This window comes from Bacteroides sp. AR29 (genome assembly GCF_900217715.1).
Lineage (GTDB): Bacteria > Bacteroidota > Bacteroidia > Bacteroidales > Bacteroidaceae > Bacteroides > Bacteroides uniformis.
On record NZ_OBMS01000012.1, the window covers coordinates 1 to 24513 of the forward strand.

The following is a 24513-nucleotide window of genomic DNA, read 5'->3' on the forward strand; positions in this document are numbered from 1 at the left end:
CCCATCGGTCAAGACTTTTTAAGGGGGCATTGTTGAATGTTTTAAGGGGGCAGAATCGCTTGGTTTTAGGGGGCAGCTTACACTGGATTTTCCAAGTTCTACAACGTGGTTCACTACCACTTGGCAGTTCATCGGTTTGCCCACCTCTATCTCGTTTTCCTCATAGTAGTGGATGGCTTGCCCGAAAATCTCTCCGTCAGTGAAGCCGTTGCAACCGCTTTTCTGCACATAGTTCAGAATGTGGGTCACGCAATCGTCCATGTTCTTGGCAGGGTTGCGGTACTTCTTCGCAAAGAGCGTATCTTCCTCCGCACGCTGTTCCAAATACATCTTTATCGTTCTCTTGAAATGGTCTGTCCCTTTCATATCGCTGTTGTTTTTAGATTGTCTGTTTCAGTATCTCTCTCCAATAGGTCGGCTCTACCTCGCTGAGAAGGAAATCTATAAAGTCCCTCCGTGCGTCCTTGTTCAGTTCGTGGTATAGTTCACGGAATGTGCTGAAATTGCCGTTGATGTACGTTTCCACCATATACTCGAAGATGTTGTCCACCTCGTAATATCTGCACTGCTGCGCTGCCGTCTTGCTGTTTCTCTTTGCCATATCGGTAAGGGTTAAAGGGTGAATAACCAAAGGATGAAGCCGAAGAAGGCAATGGTGGAAAGGATAGCCACGATTACACCTATCGCCACTCGGAACACTCCGTTTACAATCTCTCTTATGATGCCCCAAAGGATGCCGGACACCCCGAAGGCGGTGCGCATTATCAAACCGCATATAGCAAGCCCGATGTATTGCGCCGTTTGTTTGAAATCTGCCGTTGCTGTCATATCTTCGCTGTTTTTGATTTTTTGTTTTTTATGCGGATTCAAGAGCTGAGGGAGTTGGTTTCTAACTATCTTATCTGCCTCTCGTTTATCCGACATTTTTTTTATGCGTCTTTCTTTCGCGTCGGTCGTTTTCGTTTCGGGTGCTTTTTGAATGTAGGGATTAGGGAATGCAAGGTTTTTCGGCCAAAATACTACCCGAAGGGCTGGAGATTTTTGCCGAAAACAGGAGGCCTGACCTTGCTTTCCCGTCCAATCCCGGAATTACCTTTGCGCCCAGAACGAAAATGACTGCCTGATGCGATTCTACTGAAAGGCGCAAGATGGAGGTAAACGAAAACAGAGGCAGATTGGAATACAAAAACTTCAGGGAAAATCCGTAAAAAAGAAGAACCGACTGAAAGAAAAAGACATCACCGGAAGCGTGAAAAGGGCAAACCATCAACAAGGAAGTATGACAGTTTCCGATCCGACTGTACTTGTCCAGTCGGGTGGAAACAGTCTTTCTTCCCGGTTTGTCCGGCTGTGTGTGGCCGCTTGCTTCATTCATGGGGCAAGCTGACACACTCGGCATCCTTTCCGCTTCCGGCACAAATGGACAGCTAAAAAGAAAATCATCTGAAAACTCGTAAAAGCACCTCTTGGCATAGCCACAAAAGAAAGGGGCATTGCATCATCAGTCTAAACTTCGTTTAGGCGTGAGGCAATGCCCTTTTCTCCGGCTATGCGATAGTCGGCACATATTCGTTAGGACTTGTCCGCTGCGATTATGTAACGACGGATAAAACCGCTTTTACGGAAAACCTTATGAATGAGAGAATAAAAAATCCGGGAGTTTATTTCAAAATCTCGGATTAAATAGCTACTTTTGCATACGAAGAGTTCTTTGAAGGTTACGCAACGCACAGAGGAATAATGCAGTAGATAACTAACTAATTCGTAACCTATTACTATCAAGAGCGACTAACCTACGCTCATTTCCAATAAATTACACTCTTTTCGTAACTTCCCACCGCAAAGATAATAAAGTGTTCCTATTATTTGTCTTTTTATACGAAATGTCGTACTATTAGAACATCTTTGCGCACAAATGGATTGTAAGGTTATAGGGTTATGCCTTTATCTTTGCATGTGTATAGAACAAAACCATGTAGAATAAACAAGAAACAGAATGGATATGAAACGAACCGTTTTCTTTTTTACCCTTTCTTTTGCCGCCATGCTGGCACATGCCCAGCTCACGTTGGAAGAGTGCCAGCGCCGGGCGCAAGACAATTATCCGTTGGTCAGGCAATACGGACTGATAGAAAAGGCACGCGGGTACGACCTCTCCAATGCCGGAAAAGGTTACTTGCCCCAGTTTTCCCTATCCGGCAAGGCCACGTACCAGAGTGACATCACCCGGCTACCGGTCGAAATCCCTAATCTCGACATCAAGACTGCTTCGAAAGACCAATATCAGGTGATGCTCGAAGTGCAGCAGGTCCTCTGGGATGGTGGGGATATACGTTCCAGAAAACGATTGACGCGTGCCGCCTCGGAAGTGGAACTGGAAAAACAGCATGTAGACATGTATGCCTTGACTGACCGGGTGAACCAGCTCTTTTTCGGCATCCTGCTGTTGGACGAACAGCTGAAACAGAACAGCCTCTTGCAAGAAGATTTAGGAAGAACCCACAAGCAGGTAGCCGACTATATAGCCAATGGCATCGCCACCCTGAGCGACCTGGATGCAGTCAGCGTAGAGCAACTGAACACCAGGCAGCACCGTGTGGAATTGGAGACCACCCGCCGTGCATACCTCAGCATGCTTGCTGCCTTTACGGGCAAGGATCTCTCTTCCGAAACGGTTTTATTGAAACCGGCTGCCGAAGAAAACATAGACCGGCAGATGAACAACCGCCCCGAACTTCGTTGGTACGATGCGCAGGGAGAGCAACTCCACCAGCAGGAGGCAGCCTTGAACACCCGGTTGATGCCGCGTTTCGGCCTTTTTGTACAAGGGGCATACGGCAATCCGGGGTTGAATATGCTGAAAGATGAATTCAACGCCTATTACATGGCGGGGGTGCGCATGTCCTGGAATTTCGGCAGTCTGTATACGTTGAAGAACGACCGCCGCAGGATAGACAATACCCGCCAACAGATAGAGACCGGCCGGGATGTGTTCCTTTTCAACATTAGCCTGCAGGCTACGCAGCAGGATGCGGGCATTGTATCCATGCGCCGCCAGATGGCGGATGATGACGAGATTATCCGTCTGCGTGGGAATATCCGCCGTGCAGCCGAGGCCAAGGTACAGAACGGGACAATGACCGTGACCGATATGCTGCGGGAGATTACCAACGAAAGTATGGCACGACAGACCAAGGCATTGCATGAGGTGCAGTTGCTGATGAACATCTGGCAGCTGAAATATACGCTGAACAATTAATGACTATAATCCGTAATTTATAACTTGAAATAGTATGAAATCATTGAAATTATTTCCTTTTTTATTTCTCCTTGCCGCCTGTACCGGCGGTACTCCGAAATATGATGCGACGGGAACGTTCGAGGCTACCGAAGTCATCGTTTCTGCCGAGGCGTCTGGAAAACTGCTGAGTTTCGACATCGAGGAAGGCACGACACTGAAAGACGGGCAGGAGGTAGGCATTATAGATACCGTCCAACTCTATCTGAAGAAACTCCAGTTGGAGGCCAGTGTCAAGTCCGTGGAAGGCCAGCGGCCTGATATCCTGAAACAAGTAGCCGCCACTCAGGAACAGATTGTGCAGGCTCGACGCGAACGCGACCGTGTGTCCAATCTGCTCCGTGTGGGTGCCGCCAACCAGAAGCAACTGGATGATGCCGAGTCCCTTCTCGAAGTCCTCCGCAAGCAGCTCGACGCACAGAACTCCACCCTGCGCAACAGTGACCGGAGCCTGACGTGGCAAAGTTCCTCTGTCGGCATCCAGGTGGCGCAGATAGAAGACCAGTTGCGCAAATGCCACATCACCTCTCCGCTGACGGGAACCGTCCTTGCCCAATATGCCGAAGCCGGAGAACTGGCTGCTCCCGGCACCCCTCTTTTCAAAGTGGCGGATATGGAGCAGATTTACCTCCGTGCCTACATCACCTCCGAGCAGCTTGCCGAAATCAAGCTGGGGCAGCAAGTGAAGGTTTATGCGGATTATGGAAAGGAAGTGCGGAAAGAATACCCCGGCATCGTCACCTGGATTTCCGATACGTCCGAATTCACTCCAAAAACTATCCTGACGAAAGACGAGCGCGCCAATCTGGTCTATGCTGTAAAGATTGCCGTGAAGAATGACGGGATGCTGAAAATAGGAATGTATGGAGGCTGTAACTTTAACTAATATCTCCAAACGTTACGGCGGCGTGGAAGCCCTGCGGGGTGTCTCTCTGTCAGTGGCTCCCGGTGAGCTTTTCGGCATCATCGGGCCGGACGGTGCGGGCAAGACATCGCTTTTCCGCATCCTCACCACTTTGCTGCTTGCCGACGGAGGCTCGGCTTCGGTCTGCGGTCTGGATGTGGTGAAGGACTACAAAGCCATCCGCAGGCGGGTGGGGTATATGCCCGGACGCTTCTCCCTCTATCCGGACTTGACGGTGGAGGAGAATCTCAATTTCTTCGCCACCGTCTTCCACACCACCATCGAGGAGAATTATGATTTGGTGCGCGACATTTACCGGCAGATAGAACCTTTCCGCAAGCGCCGCGCCGGAGCGTTGTCCGGCGGCATGAAGCAGAAACTCGCCCTTAGCTGTGCCCTTATCCATAAACCGGATGTCCTCTTTCTGGACGAACCCACTACGGGCGTCGACCCCGTGTCCCGCAAGGAATTCTGGGGAATGCTTCGCCGACTGAAGGAGCAGGGTATCACCATCATTGCTTCCACCCCCATCATCGACGAAGCGCGCCAATGCGACCGCATCGCCTTCATCAACGAAGGAGAGATAAAAGGCATCGATACCCCCGACCGTATCCTGACACGCTTTGCGGGCATCCTCTGCCCTCCGGGCTTGCAGCACGAACGAGTGGAAAACCACGAAAACAATGTGATTGAAGTGGAAGGGCTGACCAAGCGTTTCGGTAACTTCACCGCCGTAGACCACATCTCCTTCCAAGTCCATCGGGGCGAGATTTTCGGTTTCCTGGGAGCCAACGGGGCAGGCAAGACCACCGCCATGCGCATGCTTACGGGACTTAGCCGCCCCACCGGCGGCAAGGCATGTGTGGCAGGTTTCGATGTGGCTTCCCAACCCGAAGAAGTGAAGAAGAACATCGGCTACATGAGCCAGAAATTTTCCCTTTACGAAGACCTCAAGGTGTGGGAGAATATCCGCCTCTTTGCCGGTATCTACGGCATCCCCGAAGCGGAGATTGCCCCCAAGACGGATGAGCTGCTCCTCCACCTCGGGCTGGAAAAGGAACGGGATACACTGGTGAAAAGCCTTCCGCTGGGCTGGAAGCAGAAGCTGGCCTTCTCCGTCTCCATCTTCCACCGTCCCAAGATTGTCTTTCTGGATGAGCCTACGGGTGGGGTAGACCCCGCCACGCGCCGCCAGTTCTGGGAACTGATTTACCAGGCTGCCGACGAGGGCATCACCGTCTTTGTCACCACCCACTTTATGGACGAGGCAGAGTATTGCGACCGCATCTCCATCATGGTAGACGGCGTCATCCGTGCACTCGACACTCCCGGGGAGCTGAAACGGCAGTTCAATGCCACTACGATGGACGATGTATTCCAACAACTGGCTCGTCAAGCCGTGCGAACCGCCGACTGAAAATCCGTGAAATCCGCATTATCCGAGCCTAAATATAAATATAGACAATGAAACAATTCATATCTTTCATCCGAAAAGAGTTCTTCCATATCTTCCGCGACCGGCGCACGATGCTGATTCTGCTGGGCATGCCCATCGTGCAGATAATCCTTTTCGGTTTTGCCATCACCACCGAGGTGAAGAACGTGCGTGTGGCGGTGCTCGACCCGTCGAATGACGTAGTTACCCGCCGTATCATCGACCGCATGGATGCAAGCGAATACTTCACCGTCATCTGCCGCCTGCATTCTCCCGCCGATATGGAGGCTTCTTTCGGAAGAGGGGAGATTGACATGGCGCTTGTTTTCAGCGAGCGTTTCTCGGACAAGCTTTATACCGGCGAGGCGCGCGTGCAGCTTGTCTCCGACGCCACAGACCCCAATATGGCGACTATGCAGGCAGGCTATGCCGCAAACATCATCTCCTCTGCCGGGCAGGAGATGCTTCCGCCGGGAGTGCATGCCGCTGCCATTGTACCCCAGCTCAAGCTGCTGTACAATCCGCAGATGAAGAGTGCCTACAACTTCGTGCCGGGTGTCATGGGACTTATTCTGATGCTGATTTGCGCCATGATGACCTCCATCTCCATTGTGCGCGAGAAGGAGACGGGGACGATGGAGGTCCTGCTGGTTTCTCCCGTCAAACCGCTTTTCATCATTCTGGCAAAGGCGGTGCCCTATTTTGTGCTGTCGTTTGTCAACTTGACCACCATTCTTCTGCTTTCGGTCTATGTGCTCGATGTTCCCGTGGCGGGCAGCTTGTTCTGGCTGGTGGTGGTGTCGCTGCTATTCATTTTTGTCTCCCTGGCGCTGGGGCTGCTGATTTCCACGGTCACCCGGACGCAGGTTGCCGCCATGCTGGTGTCCGGACTGATGCTGATGATGCCCACCATGTTGCTTTCGGGCATGATATTCCCCATTGAGAGTATGCCCGTTATCTTGCAGGCCATTTCAGCTGTGCTTCCTGCACGCTGGTATATCCAGGCGGTGCGTAAGCTGATGATTGAGGGAGTGGATGTTTCGCTTGTGCTGATGGAGGTCGGCATACTTGCCACGATGGCGGTATTGCTGATAACGGTGAGTTTCAAGAAATTCAAGCATCGGCTTGAGTAAAGAGCGGATATGAATTTTATATTAATTATTCAGGCAGAAGAACATAAGGACAAAAGGATACGGGAAATCTGTTCTTTTGTTCTTATGTCTAAAATCTTTAAAATATCGTCTTATGATAAAGTTTCTCATTGAAAAGGAATTCAAGCAGTTGTTCCGCAACTCCTTCCTGCCCAAGCTGATTTTCATTTTCCCGTGCATGATTATGATACTGATGCCCTGGGCCGCCAATCTGGAGATAAAGAACATCAATCTGAATATAGTGGACAATGACCACAGCGTCTTGTCTCACCGTCTGGTAGATAAAATCGGTGCATCCACTTATTTCCGCCTGACAGCGCTTCCCGATACATATGATGAGGCTTTGCTGGCCATTGAAGCAGGTTCGGCAGATGTCGTGCTGGAGATTCCCCGTGATTTCGAAAAGGATTGGGTGAAGGGAGAGGCGCCCCGCCTGCTGGTGGCGGCCAATGCCGTGAACGGCACGAAGGGCAGTCTGGGAGGATCCTACTTGTCTTCCATCATCAGTGACTATACCCGTGAACTGGGTTCGGAGTCGTCTTCGCAAGGGCTTGCCGGGAAGCCGCTTCCCCGGGTGGACATCACTACGCAGAATCTTTACAACCCCACGCTGAACTACAAGCTTTTCATGATTCCTGCCCTAATGGTGATGCTGCTGACGCTGATTTGCGGTTTTCTCCCTGCCCTCAATGTGGTGGGCGAGAAGGAGGCGGGCACCATCGAGCAGATAAATGTCACCCCCGTCGGCAAGTTCATTTTCATTGCCGCCAAGCTGATACCTTACTGGCTGATAGGTTTTGTGGTGCTGACCATCTGTTTCGTTCTGGCATGGGTACTTTACGGCATTCTGCCGGCGGGACATTTCCTCACTATCTACGGCATGGCGCTGTTTTTTCTACCGGTGGTGTCGGGGTTCGGGCTGGTCATATCCAATCATTCGACCACGTTGCAGCAGGCCATGTTTGTCATGTGGTTCTTCATGCTTATCCTTATTCTGATGAGTGGTCTTTTCACCCCTATCCACAGTATGCCTGAGTGGGCGCAATGGATTACGCGCATCAATCCGCTACGCTATTTTGTAGAGGTGATGCGTACCATCTATCTCCGTGGTGGCGGATTTGCCGAACTGCTTCCGCAACTGGGAGCCGTGTTGGTCTTTGCATTGGTCTTCAATCTGTGGGCGGTAAAAAGTTATAAGAAAAGTAGTTAACTGATTTTTCTTTATTATTATCCTATTTGGCTCTCTTTTTTGAAGAAGGGCTACACCATTTGCCTTGGATAGCTACACCCTTTTGTGTTTAAGGCTACACCATGAGAAGGAAAAGGTGTAGCCCTTTTATTATGGATAATAAAAGCTGTTTTTTGTGCGGAAAAAAAGGTGCAAGTAGTGATATGTATCTAATGATAAAGACAACTGTTATACTTGTCAATTAATTGATAGAGTTTATATGATATCTATCAGTTCCCTTATTGGAAAAAACTCTTATCTTTGCACGCGAATAAATAAATATCTTATACCAAAATGAATACACAGACTACTTATCTTGCCTCGAAACCGCATTATGAGATTCTTGACGGACTTCGTGGCGTGGCGGCTGTCATGGTTATTATCTTCCATCTTTTTGAAGCACATGCAGGCGGCAGTCATCTTACTCAAATTATCAATCATGGCTATCTGGCAGTGGATTTCTTTTTCATGCTTTCCGGTTTTGTTATCGGTTATGCTTATGATGACCGTTGGAACCGGATGACCGTGGGCACTTTCTTCAAACGCCGTATCATTCGCCTGCATCCTATGGTGATTATGGGAAGCATTGTGGGCGCTGCCTTTTTCTATTTTCAGGAGTCGCCTTGTTTTCCACCTATCGAGAATACGTCCGTTGGAACCATGCTGCTGGTAATGTTACTGGGCTGTACTTTGCTTCCCCTTCCGCTGAAGTTTGACATTCGTGGCTGGACGGAAATGCATCCGTTGAATGGCCCGGCGTGGTCGCTCTATTATGAATATATCGGTAATATTCTGTATGCGTTGTTTGTACGCAAGTTCAATAAGGTGGCCCTGTCGGTGCTGGTATTTGTGGCAGGGTGTTTTACGGTATACCGTTGTCTGACTGCTCCTGCCGGCGATATTGTGGGTGGTTGGGCCTTGAACTGGGAACAGCAGTATGTGGGTATGGTCCGGCTGATGTATCCGTTTTTCGGCGGATTACTTCTGTCACGCCTCGGCTGGCTGATACGGCTTGAAAAGCGTGCTTTCTGGTGGTGCAGCCTGCTGATTGTGGTGGTTCTTTCCATTCCCCGTATCGGAGGTGAGGACGGCTACTGGATGAACGGGCTTTACGAGGCTTTCTGCATTATCTGCGTCTTCCCGGTCATTGTTTCAATGGGAGCGGGCGGCAAGGTGACCGGTAAGCGCTCTACTGCCGTATGCAAGTTCCTGGGAGACATTTCCTATCCGATTTATATTACCCATTATCCATTGGTATATACTTATACGGCTTGGGTATGCAACAATAACGCTACAATGGTGGAAGGTATCCCTTATATGATACTTACTTTCGTGGGAGCCGTTGTCCTTGCTTATGCTTGTTTGAAACTATACGACGAACCGGTGCGCAAGTGGCTGACAGACCGTTTTCTGAAAGGGAAGAAGAAATAGTTCCGTATGGCTATGGATATAAAAAATCTCCCGTTGCATTATCTTGTGCAGCGGGAGATTTTCTTTAATGGTCGGGCGTTATTTTACGTCGATGAATTTCTTGGCCTTTTCTTTTTCTGCTTCTGTAAACTTAGGCAATGTAATGTTCAACACGCCGTTTTCTACATGGGCACCAATCTTTTCCTTATCGACATCGTCCGGAAGAATCATGGTTTGCTGGAACTTGGTGTATGAGAATTCGCGGCGTAAGTAGCGGCCTTCCTTCTTTTCGTCCTTGTTGTTCTCTTCCTTGCTTTCTGTTTTCTTTTCCATGCTGATGACCAGGTTGTTTTCTTCGTCGATGTGAACGTTGAAGTCTTCTTTTGTCATACCGGGAGCAGCCAATTCAACTTTGTACTCTTTTGCTGTTTCGAATACATTGATGGCAGGGGCGGTGGCATTTGCTTTTACCATCCAATCATTGTCAAAGAAATCATTAAAAATACTCGGTAACCAATTTTGGTTTCTTCTTACAGGCATCATAGTTATAGTCTCCTATTGTTTAAGTTAAACATGCTATTTAGTTTTGAACTCCGGTTCTTTGTCTTCGGGTGTCTGCCTTTTGGGCTTTTCACCGTCCGTTTCTTGAACCGTCGTTCGCTAACTATATTGCAAACCTTATGCCAACCGGTTTTTGTTGACTCTATTGACTATTTGTCATTAAAAATCTGACTTATTTGCTTGTTTAATGCCATTTTGCTATCTTATTTATTTAAAATTGATAGATTTTCAGACTAATTTAAAACGCATTCTCCAACGCTTGGCTTCTTCGTTCCAATCGTGGCTGATGATTTTGAAGGTTCCGATTTCTGATGTATTCTCCACATGTACTCCGATGCAGAGGCATTCGTCGTAATCGCCTACTTTTACGACACGTACCGTTTCCGAAGCACCATCGGGCAGGCGTTCCAAGTCGAAACGTCCTTGCGCTTCCTCTTGCGTAATGAATTCTGTTGTGACGGGCAGCTGTCGGGCGATTACCTCGTTTACGACCTCTTCCAGCTTCTTTATTTCTTCTTCCGTGGGGCAGGCGGCAAGACGGTAGTCCAGCTTGCTTTTCTTCCGTTCTATGTGTGCTGATATGGAGCGGCCGCAACCGAATAACCTTATCATGGTTTGGTTGATGATGTGCTCCGTTGTATGCATAGGAGGGTACTCCTGCTTGTTGTGGTCATTGAGATGAGGTTGTTGTTCCATGTATAATTTCAATAGTTGATATATAATTTGATATTTTATCGTTTGAGGTTGGCCAGCACTTCTTCTTTCAAGATGCTGTATATATGTATATCTGTATATTCTCCAGAAGCCAGCAGTTCTCCGCAACGTTCTGTTCCCTCATGGACGAAACCGAGGCGAACTGGTACCGCGTTACTGGCTGCATTGCCCACGGCACAGCGAATTTGTATCCGCTTTATCTCTTTTTCTTGTACGGCCCACAGACACAGCTTGCGGACACTTTCAGTAATGATGCCCCGGTGCTGGTATTCCGGCAGTAGCCAATAGCCGAGTTCTGTACGGTGGTTGTCGAAATCGGAGAAATGGAAACCTATCAGTCCGCAGATTTCATGCTGCTGGTTCCAAATACCGAATATAGGTTCATTTCGTTCGGCAGGAGCAGATAGTACCTGACGTAAAAAAGCTTCTTCATCAGCTGTTGTGCGCATATTATCCACAAATGGCAGCCATGTTCTTAAGTAGTCCCGGTGTGTGTCGATGGCATGGTAGATGGCTGCAGCATCTTCTATTCTGATTTCCTGCAGATAAATGTCCGGAAGGATGGGGAAGGAAATGGGAGAGGAGAGGATATGTACGTCCCCTGATTGGGAAAGCTGTATCCTTTCCTTGATTTTTCCCCAGGCATGTGTATCGAACAGACAGCTTTCACGCATGGTGTGATACATCTCCTTGAACCGGGACATGGGGATAGTGAAGCTCAATAAGTCCGCTTCGAAGTATGGGCGGACGGAGGGGTCGAAGAATCCCAGGAAAGTGCGTTTCCCTTGTTTCCGGTTTTCAATGATGGTTTGGGTAATGACGGAGCAACAGCCGGAACCGAATGGGGCTGCCACGGCATCCAATGCATTGTTGTCGAAGAAGGTCCATGTCACCAGTCCGGATAGAATGTCGGGAGTTGGCAGGAACAGCACGCCTTCCACCTCGTCAAAGGAAGGTATCTTGTCTATGCGGGCAAAATGCAGATAGGCTTTGTCCGCTTTGGGAATCTGTAGCTCATTGACAAAATCTACCACCATTTCGGGAGTTTTCTTGTATTTCTCTTTCAAGGAGACAAAACCCGGGACGCGCTCGGGCATTTCTGTAAATCCGGTATAGAACTTGCCTCCTCCGCAGGTGATTGTTTCGTTGCTGAGACTGACGGTTTTGCCGTCTCTGACTTGTTTCATGCATTTGAAGAGACAACCGGTTACTTTCTCTGTAGATGCCTCCATTCGGTCTGAATACCAAAAGGCGATGGGGAGTTCGGCGTGTTGGCCGAAAGCTTCCTGATAATTGGCAATAAATGTGTGTATATCCATGATGCTCGGATGATATTTATGATATGGTCTTTCTTTGGATTTTCCGTAAAGGTAATTCAATATTTTGATTCTTTTGCTTGCAGTATGCCTTTTTATCACTCTGCTTTCGAGCTTTTAATGATAGTAGAATAGGTTTTTATGGTATTTTAATTACTTTTGCATGAGGATTCTCAAAAAGTATTGCCTTTAACTAATCGGAAAGCCGGATGAAAAATATAATCATATTCTTGTGTCTTTGTACCATCTGTATGTGCCGCCTTCATGCTGCAGACAGCAGCCGGGCGGATTCTTTGCTGCTGAAACTGGACCAGGCGATAAAGGAGCGTCCCATATATATGGAGCAGAAGGAGCTGAAACTGGTGGAATTGAAAAGACAGTTGCATCGGCAGATACCGGATGAAGAACGTTTTGCCATTCTTGGCACATTGCTGGATGAGTACCGTTCGTTCAATACGGATTCTGCATTGCACATGGCCGAGGAAAGGGAACAGATAGCCATACGTCTTGGAAACCGGGAATACATAGACAATGCCCGCATGAATAAAGCAGATGTTTTGGGAATGACCGGTATGTATAAGGAAGTTATGGATTTGATGCGGAATATCCATATAGACCGGTTACCGGTGGATATCCATCCATATTATTACCATATCTACCGTACGGTCTATGGCCTTATGGCCGATTATGCCGTGACGGCATATGAAAAGAAGCTTTATACGGAGCTTACGGACAAATATCGTGATTCGTTGCTGTTGGTCAATAAAGATAATCTTCTGATACATACCTTGATTCAGTCCGACCAGTATAATGTACGCAATGAATATGACAAGGCCATCCGTTTGCTGACGGATTATCTGGCGCTGCAGAAGGACTATGAACACGACGTTGCGATTTGTGCCTATACTTTATCAGAGTCTTACCGGCTGAAAGGGGACAAAGAGAAGGAAAAGGAATACCTGATTGTATCTGCTATGGCGGATATGAAAACCGCTGTCCGTGAATATATCTCTTTACGCAAGCTCGCCGTACTGCTTTACCAGGAAGGAGACATCGAGCGTGCCTATTCTTATGTAAAGATATGTATGGAAGATGCAGCCGCCTGCAATGCCCGGTTGCGCAAGCTGGAGATTCTGGAAATCTTTCCTATCATTAATGATGCTTACCAGCAAAAGACGGAGAAGCAGCAGGAGCAGATGAAATGGGCACTGGTATCTATCAGCCTGCTTTCACTTTTTCTGTTGCTTGCCATATTTTATGTATACAAGCAGATGAAGAAAGTGGCTGCCGCCCGCAGGGAAGTGATTGACGCCAACAAACGGTTGAAGGAGCTGAATGATGAGCTTCACCTTTCCAATGCACAACTCAAGGAGGCCAACCACAGCATTGCCGAAAACTCCTATCTGAAGGAGGAGTATATCGGCCGTTATATGGACCAGTGCTCGGTCTATTTGGAAAAGATGGACAATTACCGCCGGTCGCTGGGAAAGATTGCCGCTACCGGAAATGTGGAGGAACTCTACAAGAACATCAAGTCTTCTAAATTCATAGAGGGGGAATTAAAGGAATTCTATACCAACTTTGATAATACCTTCCTGCAGCTGTTTCCTACTTTTGTAGAAGACTTCAATGCCCTGCTTGCCGATGATGAGCAAATATCCTTGAAAGCCGGCGAACGGATGAATACAGAGTTGCGCATCTTTGCATTGATACGTTTGGGTATTACTGACAGCGTGAAGATAGCCCAGTTCCTTCGATATTCTGTTACCACCATTTATAACTATCGTACGAAGGTTCGCAACAAGGCTGCCGGTGACCGCGACTTGTTGGAACAGGAAGTGATGACAATTGGCAAGTCGAAGAACTGAGAATAGGGGTTTTGAAGCTTGGAAGTGTCTCTTTTACGCTTATATTTTCACTACTTTTTTAGTTGGGCAATAATTTTATATATTATTGGTATATAGTGGTTTAAGCCTTTTTGAATGATGTAAACCACTACTTTTTTACTCTTTCCTCCACTATTGGCTTCTCTTATCTGATACATTTGCATTGTTCCTCTTCGGAAAGAGTGACACATGTGATTTATGTTTTTATTATTAACTTTAAATTCTTATATTATGCAAAAGTACAAAATGCCAATCAGCAGGCTACGGATGATGGTTTGTCTGATAGGAATGTTACTTCCGATGTGCATGTTCGCACAGCAAATTACAGTACAAGGTGTAGTGAAAGACCAGACCGGTGAAACGGTTATTGGCGCCAGTGTAATGGAAAAAGGAACCACAAATGGGACAATAACCGGTATTGACGGTGATTTCTCTTTGAACATGTCTCCGAACGGTACTCTTGTCGTTTCATTTGTAGGCTATAAGACTCAAGAGGTGCAGGTGAAGGGACAGAAACAGCTTCAGGTAGTTTTGTCTGAAGATGCCGAAATGCTGGATGAAGTGGTGGTGATAGGGTATGGCACCATGAAGAAAAGCGACCTTACAGGAGCAGTGTCCTCCATCGGTAACAAGGATATCAAGGATTCCCCCGTATCCAATTTGGGACAAGCCATCCAGGGAAAAATCTCAGGTGTGCAGATTGTAGATGCCGGTAAACCGGGAGACAATGTATCCATCAAGATTCGTGGTTTGGGTTCTATCAACAACTGCGACCCGCTGGTCGTGATTGACGGAGTGCCTACCGACTTGGGCTTGTCTTCCTTAAATATGGCCGATGTGGAACGTTTGGATGTATTGAAGGATGCTTCGGCCACAGCCATCTACGGTTCCCGGGGAGCTAATGGAGTTGTGATGATTACCACCAAACGCGGTACGGAAGGAAAAGGAAAACTTGCTGTATCTGCCAATTACTCTTTCCAGAATGCTACGAACGTACCTTCTTTATTGAACGCGGCGCAGTATGCCGAGTTGAGTAATGACATGATGGTGAACAGTGGACGCAATCCTAATCCGGAATGGGCCAATCCTTCTGAATTGGGTGCAGGTACCGACTGGATGGATGAATTGCTCCGTACGGGTGTGATGCAGAACTATACGGTAAGTTATTCCGGCGGTAACGAGAAATCCCATTATTATGTGTCCGGTGGTTTTCTGGATCAGTCCGGTATCGTGAAGAGTGTGAATTACCGTCGCTTCACATTCCAGTCCAACAGTGATGCGCAAGTCTTGAAATGGTTGAAGTTCTCCAATAACATTACGTTCAGTGCCGATACGAAGAAGTCGGGCAGCTATAATATAGGTGATGCGCTGAAAGCGCTCCCCATTTATCCGGTGAAGAATGAAGATGGCAGTTGGAGTGGTCCTGATGGTAACTCGGAATGGTATGGCAGCACGCGCAACCCCATTGGACCGACGGAACTGAACAAGAGTCAGACTGATGGATATAACTTCCTGGCCAACCTGACGGCAGAACTTACTTTTACCAAATGGCTTAAGTTTAAAAGTACTTTCGGCTATGATGCCAAATTCTGGTTCATAGACAACTTTACCCCCAAGTATAACTGGAAACCCACTCCCACAGAGGAGACTTCACGTTATAAGAGCGATAACAAGTCGTTCACTTATTTGTGGGACAACTATTTCCTATTCGACCATACTTTTGCAGAAAAACATCGTGTGGGATTGATGGCCGGTATGTCTGCCCAATGGAACACCAACGACTACCTGAATGCGCAGAAGAATGTGTTTATGTTCGACAATGTGCACGAAATGGATAATGGCGAGGAAATGTATGCCATCGGTGGAAACGAGACAGAGTGGGCATTGCTCTCTTACATGGCACGTGTCAACTACTCTTACGAAGACCGCTATTTGCTGACTGCAACCATTCGTCGTGACGGTTCCAGCCGTTTCGGTAAGAAACATCGCTGGGGTACTTTCCCTTCCGTATCTGTGGCATGGCGTGCCTCTCAGGAAAAGTGGTTTCCAAAAAACGACTATATCAATGACCTGAAAGTGCGTGCGGGATACGGTGTGACCGGTAGCCAGGCAAGTGTTGGAAACTACAGCTATCTGGCATCCTACAATACCAGTGTATATCCTTTCGGCATTTCGAGCGGCAATCAGACAGCGCTGGTTTCTTCTACTCTCGCCAACCCGTATATCCATTGGGAAGAGGTGGCACAAACCAACATCGGTTTTGATGCCTCACTGTTCAATTCACGCGTTATGTTCTCGTTCGATGCTTATCTGAAGGAGACGAGAGACATGCTGGTAAAGGCGTCTATCCCCATCACATCGGGATTTGAAGATACTACAACCACGTATACCAATGCCGGAAAAGTACGTAATCAAGGTATTGAAATGAGTCTGCATACCATCAATCTTACCGGTGAACTGGGATGGGAAACGAACCTGACCGCCACTTACAACAAGAATAAAATTAAGGATTTGAACAGCGACGTTCCTTATTACATTAACCAAATCAATAACTCCTATGTAACGATGCTGACAAAGGACTATCCCATTAATGTCTTCTACGGCTATGTTACGGACGGAATCTTCCAGAACCAGTCTGAAGTGAATACACATGCCGTGCAGCCGGGAGCTGAGCCGGGTGATATCCGTTTCAGGGATTTGAACAACGATGGTGTCATCAATGATAGTGACCGTACCGTCATCGGTAACCCGAACCCAAGTTGGCTGTTCTCCATGAACAATAGCCTTTCCTATAAGGGTTTCGAACTTTCTGTTTTCTTACAAGGTATAGCCGGAAATAAGATATACAATGCCAACAATATCGACAATACCGGTATGGCAGCTGCCTATAACCAGACTACCGACGTACTGAAGCGTTGGCAAGGAGAGGGGACCAGCAATTCGATGCCGCGTGCCGTGTTCGGCGACCCCAATCAGAATACACGCGTGTCGGACCGCTTTGTGGAGAATGGTTCTTATCTGCGTTTGAAGAATATCACACTTTCATACACTTTCCCGAAGCAGTGGTTACAGAAAGCCCAGATTGAGAATGCACGCCTTTCCCTATCTTGTGAGAATGTGGCTACCATCACCGGATATTCCGGTTTCGACCCTGAAGTGGGTATTAACGGAATAGACCAGAACCGTTACCCCATTTCCCGTACGTTCAGCTTAGGATTAAACTTTAACTTTTAATGATTGACTCGGATATGAAAAAGATAACAAATTTACTATATATGCTGGCAGTATTGCTGCTGGCTTCCTGCAGCGACTTTCTGGACAAGTCTCCTAAAAATACGGTTGACCCGGAAACGACGGTGACCGATGATGTGGCCATTGCTCTGACCAATGCCTGCTATCGCACCCTTCAGTCTTCCAATATGTACAACCAGCGTATCTGGACACTGGATATTGTGGCGGGTAACAGTCTGGTGGGTGCCGGTGGCGGTACCGACGGCCTTGAAACGATACAAGCTTCTAACTTCATAACGCAGAGCGACAATGGCATGGCATTGTACATGTGGCGTTCTCCCTGGGTGGGGATAGGACAATGCAACATTGTGTTGAATAGTCTTCTGGAGGCTGAAGCCGTGTCAGAGAAAATCAAGAACCGCTGTCTGGGAGAGGCTTATTTTCTCCGTGCACATTATTACTATGTATTGGTACGTCTGTACGGTGGTGTTCCACTGCGTTTGGCTCCTTATAATCCGGGAGAACCGACAGACATTGCACGCGCTACAGTCGAAGAGACTTATGCCCAGATAATTTCCGATTGTAAGAATGCGGTTGACCTGCTTCCTGCCAAGTCTTCTTACGACGACGAGAACGTGGGACGTGCCTGCAAAGATGCAGCTTTGGCCATGTTGGCAGATATTTATCTGACGCTGGCTCCTAATCATACGGAATATTATCAGGAGGTGTCTGATTTGTGTGATGAGATAACAAATTTGGGGTATGACCTTTCTTCCTGCAAGTATGAGGACAATTTCGATGCATTGGTCAATAACGGGCCGGAATCTTTGTTCGAGGTCCAGTATTCGGGCAATACGGAATATGATTTTTGGGGAAACAATCCGCAGTCTTCCTGGCTTTCTACTTTCATGGGTCCCCGTAATTCGGACTTTGTTGCCGGCAGTTATGGCTGGAACCAGCCTACAGAAGAATTTGTGGGTCAATATGAGAGCGGTGACAAACGTAAGGATTTGACCGTGCTTTATGCCGGATGTCCGGATTTTGACGGTAAGGCTTACAAAAGCTCTTATTCCAATACGGGATACAATGTACGCAAGTTTCTGGTGTCGAAAACGGTTTCTCCGGAATACAATACCAATCCTGCCAACTTCGTGATTTATCGTTATGCGGACGTCCTGCTGAAGAAGGCCGAAGCTTTGAATGAAATGGGACGCCCTGACCAGGCTGCCGTGCCTTTGAATATTGTACGTAAGCGTGCCGGACTGCCGGAGGTTTCGGGCTTGTCACAGGAAACCATGCGTGAAAAGATTATCCATGAGCGCCGCATGGAACTAGCTTTCGAAGGGCATCGCTGGTTCGACATGATTCGTGTCAACAATGGAGAGTATGCCATTAAATTCCTGCATTCCATTGGAAAGAGCAACGTGAACAAGAACCGCTTGCTGTTCCCTATTCCGCAGACGGAGATGGATGCTAATACCTTAATGGTGCAGAACCCGGGTTATTAATTAATTTAATCAGAAGAATATGAAGAAATATATTTCACACCTTGTATTTGCCTTACTGGGCTGTGCAGCCTTATCTGCTTGTGTAGATGATGATTACATGGAATTGGATAAAGGACAGAATGAACTTGTACTGACGGCCAGCAAGACGGAAGTTGTTTTGAATGAGCAGGCACATGCCGATGATGCCCTGGAGCTTTCCTGGACTACGGGAACCAATTATGGGACGGGTAATAAAATTTCTTATACGCTGGAATTGGCCAAGACCGGCAGTGATTTTGCAGATTCTTATGTAGCTGTGGAGAATGCCGTACAAGAATACTCATGGAAAAAGAGCGTGGAGGAATTGAATGACATCCTGCGCAACCATTTTGGGGCAACTGCCGGGGAGAACATTTCGTTGGAAGCGCGCTTGACAGCTACTGTAACGGAACGGGACGAAAAACAGGTGTCTACCACTGCTTTCAGTGTTACAGCCTATAAACCGCTCACATCCACCCTTTATCTGATAGGTAGTGCCACTCCGGGCGGCTGGAGTGCCGATGATGCGACAGAGATGACCCGCAAGGACAATGGTATCTTTACATGGACGGGCCGGCTTGTGGCCGGTGAATTTAAGTTCATCACGACCTTAGGCTCATTCCTGCCCTCTTACAACAAAGGAACAGATGGATTGCTGGTTCTTCGTAGCAGTGATGACCAGCCGGATGAACCTTTTGTTGTCGAAGAAGACCATAATTACATCGTCGAGGCCAATCTGTTTACCGGTGTTCTTACATTGACCCAGACAGAGACGTTGGCACCTGCCTACGACCAGCTTTATTTTGTGGGTAACGCTACGGATTGGGGATTCGTGAAGATGAAACAAGATGTGCTCGACCCATACTTGTTCCGCTTCGGCAAGTTCTTTGAAGTGGGCAAAGGAGGGGAATTCAAGTTCGGAACCTCCGATGGAAGTTGGGAGAACATGTATAAGGCCAAGAATGCCGATGCTGCTTATACCGATACAGAAGTGGTGTTTGTGAAAGGGTTCGACCCGGACAATAAATGGGTGCTGAAAGACGGGGAATGCGGCAAGGCCTACAAGATTTGCATGGATATCCGTAGTGGTAAGGAACGCATGATGATGAGCGAATTTACTCCGTATGAGATGATTTATATGGTAGGTGATGCTACTCCGGCCGGTTGGACGATTGGTGATGCTACGCCGATGCAGACAACGGATAATCCGTATGTGTTTACTTGGAAAGGTACGCTGAATGCCGGTGAGTTGAAATTTACTTGTGATAAGCAGGAAGATTGGAATGGAGCCTGGTTCATGCCGGCTGTAGCAGACAAACAGCCTGCAGGAGAAACAGAACCGATGCTTTTCCTTGATAAATCAGACGAAGCGTTCAAAGCGCAATATCTGGACGTGATGGTAGGCGGCATCGACCAGAAGTGGAAGATTACGACAGCAGGTTCCTATCTGATTACTTTGAATCAGCTGGAAGAGACAATTTCAATCGTGAAACAATAGGTATCTACAATAGATGAAGAAGATAGTTTATACAACACTGGTAGCCTTGCTGCTGGTTGCATGCAGCAAGGAGAGTGATGATACCGGCAGCGGTACCGGTGGAGGCGGAGAGAGTGGAGGGGTTACGGAAGTAACCCCAGTCACCTCGGACTTGACGGTCAACCTCACTACCGACAAGGCATGTTACCGGCCGGGCGAGAGTGTTTCTTTTACAGCTGACGCCCTTCCTGCCGGAGCTAAAATCCGCTACCGGACAATGGACAAGGTTGTATCGGAGCAGGCTGCTGCCGGTACTACTTGGACTTGGACTGCTCCGGCAACCGATTATACCGGTTATCTGGTGGATGTGTACCGTACGAAAGAGAATGGAACAGAGGTTATTCTTGGTACTATTGCCGTAGATGTATCCAGTGACTGGACACGTTTTCCACGTTATGGTTTCGTTGCCACTTTTGATGCTTCGAAAAAGATGGATGGAGTGATAGAGAAGGAGATGGCTTTCCTGAACCGTTGCCACATTAACGGAGTACAGTTTCAGGATTGGCACAACAAGCATCATTGGCCGTTGGGCGGTACGCGTGAGCATCTGGACGAGGTCTATAAGGACATTGCCAACCGGGAGGTCTATACCGAGGTAGTGGAGAAGTATATCTCTACACAACACAGCCTGGGCATGAAGTCCATGTTTTACAATCTATGTTTCGGAGCTTTGGACGATGCCGTTTCCGACGGGGTAAAGGAAGAATGGTACATATTCAAGAACACGGGACGCATGGATAAGGATTCGCATGACTTGCCCTCCAGTTGGAAAAGTAATATCTTCCTGCTCAATCCCGCCAATACGGAATGGCAGGCATATATTGCCCAGAAAAACGATGATGTTTATGCCAATCTGGACTTTGACGGTTATCAGATAGACCAACTGGGAAACCGGGGTGACCGCTATGACTATGATGGCAATAAGGTAAATCTGCCTAAGGGATATGCCTCGTTCATCGAAGCCATGAAACAGAAGCATCCGGACAAGCGTTTGGTGATGAATGCCGTCTCCAGCTATGGAGCTTCCCAGATAGCTGGTACGGGTAAAGTGGATTTCCTTTATAATGAAGTATGGGGCGATGAGGCAGGCTTCAAGGATCTGCACACCATTATCAAAGCGAACGACCAGTATGGCAACCATGCCTTGAAAACGGTGTTTGCCGCATATATGAACTATGACAAGGCAGGTAGCGGTACCGGTGAGTTCAATACACCGGGTGTGCTGCTGACGGATGCTGTGATATTTGCTTTGGGAGGCTCTCATTTGGAATTGGGTGACCACATGCTATGCCGCGAGTACTTTCCAAGCACGGCTTTGCAGATGAACGATGTACTGAAAATAGCCATGATTCGTTATTATGACTTTATGACGGCTTATCAGAACCTGCTTCGTGATAAAGATACGGAGGCGGAGATTTCCGTTTCTCTGAACTGTACGGATGCTGCGCGGAATCTTTCTCTGAATGCATGGCCGCCGCAGAAGTCTGCCATCACTGTATATGCCAAGAATGTAAATGGCAGGCAAGTCATTCATCTGCTCAACTTCCTCAATGCGGATAACTTAAGCTGGAGGGATCTGAACGGAACAATGCCCGAACCGCGTCTGGTGTCCGACGTGCCGTTGAAGATGAATGTTTCCGGTAAAGTGAACAAGATATGGGTTGCATCGCCCGATTTCCATGCCGGTGCTTCGCAGGAACTGGCATTCGAACAGAAGGACGGCACGGTTACCTTTACCTTGCCCTTGCTGAAGTACTGGAGCATGCTTGTGATGGAATAAGAATATCCAATAAAGGAACAAACAAATTATAGTAATGAAGAAATATATATTTTTATTTTTTGCCGTCTGTGCATTTTCAGTATATGCGAATGCACAGAACCGCACCGGAGACTGCACTTCCTATACCAGTGACGACCGGAGTGTGACCTTCTATTTAAATGACAGTTCTGCCATACAATTACGTCTGTGTAGTCAGTCTACGGTACGTATATGGTTTTCTCCCGACGGTAGTTTCCAGCGGAATAATCCTTCCTTTGCCGTCGTCAATGAGGACCTGGAGGATGTCGGTACCGTCCATGTGGACGAACAGAATGCCTGCTACGAGATTTTTACCCCTAAACTCCGTATCCGGGTAAACAAGTCTCCGTTTAACTTACAGATATTCGACAAGTATCAGAAACTGCTGTTCAGTGATTATGCCGATAAGGGGCATATCAGTAACGGGCAGCGCAAATTGGAATACAAGACCCTCCGTCGTGACGAACACTTCTTCGGCTTGGGAGAAAAGACCGGCAAGCTGGACCGTCGCGGCGAAGCCTACAAGATGTGGAACAGTGACAAGCCTTGTTATAGTACCGTTGAGGACCCGCTCTACAAGAGTATTCCGTTCTTTATGAGCAGTTATCGTTATGGTATTTTCCTGGACAATACGTATAAGACCGAATTTAAGTTTGGTACGGAAAGCCGCGATTACTACAGTTTCGAGGCTCCTGGGGGAGAGATGATTTATTATTTCATCTTCGGGAAGGATTATAAGGAAATCATGAAACAATATGTCGACCTGACGGGAAAACCCATAATGCCTCCTAAATGGGCATTGGGCTTTGCACAATGCCGGGGACTGCTGACGAGCGAGAAATTGTCTTATGAAATAGCTGAAGGCTATCGTAAGCGCGGAATTCCTTGTGATGTTATTTACCAGGACATAGGCTGGACACAGTATTTGCAGGATTTTGAGTGGCGGAAAGGGAACTACGAGAATCCGAAAAAGATGCTTGCAGACCTCAAGGATATGGGCTTCAAGGTGGTGGTTTCGCAAGATCCGGTCATTTCACAAGCCAATAAGCGGCAATGGGAGGAAGCCGATAGGTTAGGGTATCTGGTAAAGGACTCCACCAACGGCAGGAGTTATGACATGCCCTGGCCCTGGGGCGGTAATTGTGGCGTAGTGGACTTCACCCTTCCTGCTGTGGCAGACTGGTGGGGAGCTTATCAGCAGAAGCCCATTGATGATGGTATTGCCGGTTTCTGGACTGATATGGGTGAACCTGCCTGGAGCAATGAGGAGCAGACGGAACGCCTGGTGATGAAACACCATTTGGGCATGCATGATGAGATTCACAATGTTTATGGCCTTACGTGGGATAAAGTGGTGAAGGAGCAGTTTGAGAAAAGGAATCCTGACCGTCGCGTATTCCAGATGACACGTGCCGCTTTTGCGGGCTTGCAACGCTATACTTTCGGCTGGACCGGTGACTGTGGAAACGGTGATGACGTGACGCAGGGTTGGGGACAGATGGCCAATCAGATTCCGGTACTGTTGTCTGCCGGTTTGGGAATTATTCCTTTTACTACTTGTGACATTACCGGTTATTGCGGAGATATAGAGGATTATCCTGCGATGGCTGAACTTTATACGCGGTGGATACAGATGGGCGCTTTCAATCCCCTGAGCCGCATTCATCATGAGGGCAACGTGGCTGTGGAGCCGTGGCTGTTCGGCGAAGAGGCCGAGAAGAATGCCAAGGCAGCCATCGAATTGAAGTATCGTCTTTTGCCTTATATCTATACGTATGCCCGCGAAGCACACGAAACGGGGTTGCCTCTCATGCGACCGATGTTTCTGGAATATCCGGCAGATATGGAAACGTTCTCTACGGATGCCCAGTTCATGTTTGGCAGCGAACTGCTGGTTGCTCCGGTGGTGAAGAAAGGAGCGCGAAACAAGAATGTGTATCTTCCTGAAGGAACTTGGATTGACTACAACAACAAACACACAGCATATAGCGGTGAGCAATGGATGACGGTGGATGCTCCCCTCAATACTATTCCTATGTTTGTAAAGCAGGGAAGTATCATACCTCAAATGCCGGTCATGAACTATACGGATGAGAAACCGGTCTATCCGGTTACGTTTGAGATATTTCCTGCTGCAGCGGGCAGTGAAACTACCTTCTCGCTTTATGAAGATGCAGGAACTGATTTAGGATATTTGCGTGGAGAGTTCATGCGCACTCCTATTACTTGCCAGACTACCGACAAAGGCTATACGCTGAAAGTAGGTACACGGACCGGTGAGAAATATAGCTTACCCGGCCAACGAAACCTGATGTTCTGCATCTATACGGAACAGATGCCGAAAACAGCTTTGCTGGACGGTCAGAAAATCAAGAAAACGAATGTCGGAAAGCTGGAAGAAAATCGGGAGACAGAGTTTACGATAACTGCCTGGTGTCCTGACAAGAAGCTGGGGACTTGCCTGCTGAGGTTGCCGGATGATGGAAAGGAACATATCATTGAGTTTATCTATTAACAC

17 protein-coding genes and 1 pseudogene are annotated in these 24513 nt (G+C 47.8%); 12 read left to right on the forward strand and 6 right to left on the reverse strand.

Annotated features, from left to right (window positions below; genetic code table 11):
• Positions 1-93 precede the first annotated feature (93 nt).
• The 3 genes and pseudogenes from CSD97_RS09435 to CSD97_RS09445 all read right to left on the reverse strand — a co-directional run.
• Positions 94-366: pseudogene (locus CSD97_RS09435) on the reverse strand (PcfK-like family protein); the annotation flags it as partial.
• A 13-nt stretch (positions 367-379) separates the two neighbouring features.
• On the reverse strand, positions 380-601 hold the full coding sequence (locus tag CSD97_RS09440; protein ID WP_098032322.1) for a hypothetical protein: 222 nt from the start codon (positions 599-601) through the stop codon (positions 380-382).
• An 11-nt stretch (positions 602-612) separates the two neighbouring features.
• Positions 613-828, reverse strand: a complete 216-nt coding sequence (locus CSD97_RS09445; protein ID WP_098032323.1) for a hypothetical protein — start codon at positions 826-828, stop codon at positions 613-615.
• Positions 829-1996: 1168 nt separating this feature from the next.
• Between CSD97_RS09445 and CSD97_RS09465 the strand changes: the two genes are divergently transcribed.
• From CSD97_RS09465 to CSD97_RS09490, 6 genes are all read left to right on the forward strand, one after another.
• Complete coding sequence (locus tag CSD97_RS09465) at positions 1997-3259, forward strand: TolC family protein (protein ID WP_098032325.1); 1263 nt, start codon at positions 1997-1999, stop codon at positions 3257-3259.
• Between the two features lie 34 nt (positions 3260-3293).
• On the forward strand, positions 3294-4184 hold the full coding sequence (locus tag CSD97_RS09470) for an HlyD family efflux transporter periplasmic adaptor subunit (protein ID WP_009038348.1): 891 nt from the start codon (positions 3294-3296) through the stop codon (positions 4182-4184).
• Positions 4162-5619, forward strand: coding sequence for an ATP-binding cassette domain-containing protein (locus CSD97_RS09475; protein ID WP_055288630.1), 1458 nt, complete (start codon positions 4162-4164; stop codon positions 5617-5619). Before CSD97_RS09470 ends, CSD97_RS09475 begins: the two co-directional genes overlap by 23 nt.
• Positions 5620-5666: 47 nt before the next feature.
• The gene (locus CSD97_RS09480; protein WP_016273869.1) at positions 5667-6770 is read left to right on the forward strand and encodes an ABC transporter permease; all 1104 of its coding nucleotides are present in this window, start codon (positions 5667-5669) and stop codon (positions 6768-6770) included.
• Between the two features lie 112 nt (positions 6771-6882).
• Positions 6883-7998, forward strand: coding sequence for an ABC transporter permease (locus tag CSD97_RS09485; RefSeq protein WP_098032326.1), 1116 nt, complete (start codon positions 6883-6885; stop codon positions 7996-7998).
• A 312-nt stretch (positions 7999-8310) separates the two neighbouring features.
• Positions 8311-9447, forward strand: a complete 1137-nt coding sequence (locus tag CSD97_RS09490) for an acyltransferase (RefSeq protein WP_098032327.1) — start codon at positions 8311-8313, stop codon at positions 9445-9447.
• A 78-nt stretch (positions 9448-9525) separates the two neighbouring features.
• Here CSD97_RS09490 and CSD97_RS09495 read toward each other — a convergent pair whose 3' ends face one another.
• The 3 genes from CSD97_RS09495 to CSD97_RS09505 all read right to left on the reverse strand — a co-directional run bounded on the left by CSD97_RS09495 (position 9526) and on the right by CSD97_RS09505 (position 12020).
• Positions 9526-9969, reverse strand: a complete 444-nt coding sequence (locus tag CSD97_RS09495) for an Hsp20/alpha crystallin family protein (protein ID WP_005827646.1) — start codon at positions 9967-9969, stop codon at positions 9526-9528.
• A gap of 246 nt (positions 9970-10215) precedes the next feature.
• Positions 10216-10683, reverse strand: a complete 468-nt coding sequence (locus CSD97_RS09500; RefSeq protein WP_044467875.1) for a hypothetical protein — start codon at positions 10681-10683, stop codon at positions 10216-10218.
• A 35-nt stretch (positions 10684-10718) separates the two neighbouring features.
• Positions 10719-12020 carry a GNAT family N-acetyltransferase gene (locus CSD97_RS09505; protein WP_098032328.1) on the reverse strand — a complete coding sequence of 434 codons (1302 nt, stop codon included), beginning with the start codon at positions 12018-12020 and terminating at the stop codon, positions 10719-10721.
• A gap of 206 nt (positions 12021-12226) precedes the next feature.
• On the opposite strand from CSD97_RS09505, the gene CSD97_RS09510 reads away from it, so the two are divergent.
• From CSD97_RS09510 to CSD97_RS09535, 6 genes are all read left to right on the forward strand, one after another.
• A complete protein-coding gene (locus CSD97_RS09510; RefSeq protein ID WP_008664452.1) occupies positions 12227-13885 on the forward strand; it encodes a DUF6377 domain-containing protein in 1659 nt (552 codons plus the stop codon).
• A 249-nt stretch (positions 13886-14134) separates the two neighbouring features.
• The gene (locus tag CSD97_RS09515) at positions 14135-17137 is read left to right on the forward strand and encodes a TonB-dependent receptor (protein WP_098032344.1); all 3003 of its coding nucleotides are present in this window, start codon (positions 14135-14137) and stop codon (positions 17135-17137) included.
• 14 nt (positions 17138-17151) lie between these two features.
• Positions 17152-18642 (forward strand): RagB/SusD family nutrient uptake outer membrane protein, encoded by a 1491-nt coding sequence (locus CSD97_RS09520; RefSeq protein ID WP_009038353.1) that lies wholly within the window; start codon positions 17152-17154, stop codon positions 18640-18642.
• Between the two features lie 19 nt (positions 18643-18661).
• On the forward strand, positions 18662-20158 hold the full coding sequence (locus CSD97_RS09525; RefSeq protein WP_016273861.1) for a SusF/SusE family outer membrane protein: 1497 nt from the start codon (positions 18662-18664) through the stop codon (positions 20156-20158).
• 13 nt (positions 20159-20171) lie between these two features.
• Entirely contained in the window at positions 20172-21977 is a 1806-nt protein-coding gene (locus tag CSD97_RS09530; RefSeq protein ID WP_098032329.1) for a glycoside hydrolase family 66 protein, read from the forward strand.
• A 34-nt stretch (positions 21978-22011) separates the two neighbouring features.
• Positions 22012-24510 carry a TIM-barrel domain-containing protein gene (locus CSD97_RS09535; RefSeq protein ID WP_005837231.1) on the forward strand — a complete coding sequence of 833 codons (2499 nt, stop codon included), beginning with the start codon at positions 22012-22014 and terminating at the stop codon, positions 24508-24510.
• Positions 24511-24513 lie beyond the last annotated feature (3 nt).

Bases quoted from the DNA above. Each gene is read 5' to 3' on its own strand.
- CSD97_RS09440 (WP_098032322.1), bottom strand. From the start codon at position 601: ATGGCAAAGAGAAACAGCAAGACGGCAGCGCAGCAGTGCAGATATTAC.
- CSD97_RS09445 (WP_098032323.1), bottom strand. From the start codon at position 828: ATGACAGCAACGGCAGATTTCAAACAAACGGCGCAATACATCGGGCTT.
- CSD97_RS09465 (WP_098032325.1), top strand. From the start codon at position 1,997: ATGGATATGAAACGAACCGTTTTCTTTTTTACCCTTTCTTTTGCCGCC.
- CSD97_RS09470 (WP_009038348.1), top strand. From the start codon at position 3,294: ATGAAATCATTGAAATTATTTCCTTTTTTATTTCTCCTTGCCGCCTGT.
- CSD97_RS09475 (WP_055288630.1), top strand. From the start codon at position 4,162: ATGGAGGCTGTAACTTTAACTAATATCTCCAAACGTTACGGCGGCGTG.
- CSD97_RS09480 (WP_016273869.1), top strand. From the start codon at position 5,667: ATGAAACAATTCATATCTTTCATCCGAAAAGAGTTCTTCCATATCTTC.
- CSD97_RS09485 (WP_098032326.1), top strand. From the start codon at position 6,883: ATGATAAAGTTTCTCATTGAAAAGGAATTCAAGCAGTTGTTCCGCAAC.
- CSD97_RS09490 (WP_098032327.1), top strand. From the start codon at position 8,311: ATGAATACACAGACTACTTATCTTGCCTCGAAACCGCATTATGAGATT.
- CSD97_RS09495 (WP_005827646.1), bottom strand. From the start codon at position 9,969: ATGATGCCTGTAAGAAGAAACCAAAATTGGTTACCGAGTATTTTTAAT.
- CSD97_RS09500 (WP_044467875.1), bottom strand. From the start codon at position 10,683: ATGGAACAACAACCTCATCTCAATGACCACAACAAGCAGGAGTACCCT.
- CSD97_RS09505 (WP_098032328.1), bottom strand. From the start codon at position 12,020: ATGGATATACACACATTTATTGCCAATTATCAGGAAGCTTTCGGCCAA.
- CSD97_RS09510 (WP_008664452.1), top strand. From the start codon at position 12,227: ATGAAAAATATAATCATATTCTTGTGTCTTTGTACCATCTGTATGTGC.
- CSD97_RS09515 (WP_098032344.1), top strand. From the start codon at position 14,135: ATGCAAAAGTACAAAATGCCAATCAGCAGGCTACGGATGATGGTTTGT.
- CSD97_RS09520 (WP_009038353.1), top strand. From the start codon at position 17,152: ATGAAAAAGATAACAAATTTACTATATATGCTGGCAGTATTGCTGCTG.
- CSD97_RS09525 (WP_016273861.1), top strand. From the start codon at position 18,662: ATGAAGAAATATATTTCACACCTTGTATTTGCCTTACTGGGCTGTGCA.
- CSD97_RS09530 (WP_098032329.1), top strand. From the start codon at position 20,172: ATGAAGAAGATAGTTTATACAACACTGGTAGCCTTGCTGCTGGTTGCA.
- CSD97_RS09535 (WP_005837231.1), top strand. From the start codon at position 22,012: ATGAAGAAATATATATTTTTATTTTTTGCCGTCTGTGCATTTTCAGTA.